Below are 2,062 nucleotides of genomic sequence, written 5' to 3' on the forward strand. Positions count from 1 at the left end.
GACGTTTTTCGCCGTCTCGCCGAGGTACTGGCTCGTGATCATCGAGAGTTTGACCTCGACGAACGGGAGATCCAGATCCTGTGCGAGCGCACGCGCGACGGAGGTCTTGCCCGTACCCGGCGGGCCGACAAACAGCAGTTTGCCGATCTCCCTGAGGCCGATCTCGGCGAGATAATCGCGGTGTTCGATCGCCTTGGCGACCTTGTGGATCTCGTTTTCCTGATCGGCGGTCAACACGAGGTCCTCGAGCGTCATCTCGATCTCCTCGGGGGCCCGGATCTCGACGAGATCGAGCATCTCTTTTTCGTCCTCGTCGAACATCTCCTCGAGGAGCGAATCGATCCAGACCCGGTCGGCGTGGATCGGACGGTTCTTCTCGCGTGCGGTCTCGTAATCGACCTCGTCGTCGACTTTGTCGCCGAAGGCGTACGCGAGCGTCGGGTTGTCGTGGAGCGTCTCCGCGGAGATTCGTTCGAGGAACCACGACTCGGCCATCTCGCGGTCGGTGAACTCGATCTTCCCGGAGAACTCGTCGCGGTCGGTGAACATCAGCCCCGAGATAGCGTCCCACGGCCGATCGACGCCGGTCGCGGCGGCGGCGGTGTTCGTGGTCGTCGTCAGCGGGCGTTCGACCTCGCCGTCCTCCCAGAAGACGCGCCGGTATCGGGGCGGGAGATCCCGCTCGTCGAGATCGCGGTGTTCGGTGTAGATCGCCGCAGTCAACAGGAACTCAACGACATCGAGTTCGGGGCTGCTCATTCCCCGCATTCTTGTAGCGAGGCGGGTATAAGCCCGTCGAAACCGCACTCGAACGTGGAACCGACGGTGCGGCGGGCCGAACGGACACCGAAGTCGGTTTATCCGTGTCGCCGCTGAATGGGTGTATGTCGCTTCGCGTGACGTTTCTCGGGACGGGCGGAGCCGTACCGACGACCCAGCGGAACACGAGCTCCGTCTTCTGTCGCCGGGAGGGCGATCGCCTGCTCTTCGACTGCGGCGAGGGGACCCAACGACAGATGATGCGGTTCGGGACCGGGTTCGGCGTCTCACACGTCTTCCTCACGCATCTGCACGGCGATCACACCCTGGGGCTGCCGGGGTTACTCCAGACGATGGATTTCAACGACCGTGAGGCGGCGCTTTCGATCCACACCCCGAAGGGGACCGCAGGCGATCTCCGGGCGATGCTCGAGGCCGCCGCGGGCCGTCCCTCGTTTCCGCTCTCGATCCGCGGGGTCGGCGACGGCGACGTCGCGCTCGAACGGCCGGCATACGAGATCCGGGGGTTCGGGACCGACCACGACGCGCGGTCGGTCGGGTACGCCCTGATCGAAGACGAGCGCAAGGGCCGGTTCGACCGCGAGCGTGCCGAGGAACTCGGCGTCCCGGTCGGGCCGAAGTTCCAGCGGTTGCATGCGGGCGAGGCGGTCGAACTGGAGGACGGGACCGTCGTCGAACCCGAACAGGTGGTCGGCGATCCCCGCCCCGGCCGGCGGGTCGTCTACACCGGCGACACGCGACCGACCGACCGGACCGCCGAGATGGCCGCGGGGGCGGATCTTTTGATCCACGACGCGACGTTCGGCAGCGACAACGCGGGGCGGGCGGGTCGGACCGCCCACTCGACGGCCGGCGAGGCGGCCGAACTCGCCGACCGGGCGGACGCGAGACGGCTGGCGCTCGTCCACGTCTCCTCGCGGTACGCCGGCAGCGTCGCCCCGCTCGAGCGGGAAGCTCGCGAACGCTTCGACGGCGAGCGCGCCTTCGTCCCCGACGACGGCGACGTCGTCTCGGTTCCGTATCCCGACGTCAAGTAGGCATCCGTCGATCCGGCTCTGTTGAAATAATTAAATACTGATACAAGCTGGGTGCTGAATACAGAGAATTCAGCAACTCTGAATCCGATCACTTAGCTCAATTTATACCGTCTGTGCCATCCGGTAATCGAATCAGAAATGAGTAGGATGTTATTACTAACCAGATAGGAGCGTGTCATAGAAAGCCTCCCAAGGGAGGCCGCAGGGTTTGGAAACTGTGTCCAGCAGTACCAACGCCCTGCAAG

General features: G+C 64.5%; 2 protein-coding genes. One reads left to right on the plus strand and one right to left on the minus strand.

Going from position 1 to position 2,062, the window contains the following annotated elements:
• Window positions 1–759, minus strand: a 759-nt coding sequence (locus KM295_RS11255; protein WP_256030052.1) for an AAA family ATPase, incomplete at its 3' end; no start/stop codon positions are given.
• A 125-nt stretch (window positions 760–884) separates the two neighbouring features.
• On the opposite strand from KM295_RS11255, the gene rnz reads away from it, so the two are divergent.
• Complete coding sequence (gene rnz / locus KM295_RS11260) at window positions 885–1,817, plus strand: ribonuclease Z (RefSeq protein WP_256030053.1); 933 nt, start codon at window positions 885–887, stop codon at window positions 1,815–1,817.
• Window positions 1,818–2,062: the final 245 nt, after the last annotated feature.

It is taken from the genome of Natronomonas aquatica, from assembly GCF_024449025.1.
In the GTDB taxonomy this organism is placed as follows: Archaea; Halobacteriota; Halobacteria; order Halobacteriales; family Haloarculaceae; genus Natronomonas; species Natronomonas aquatica.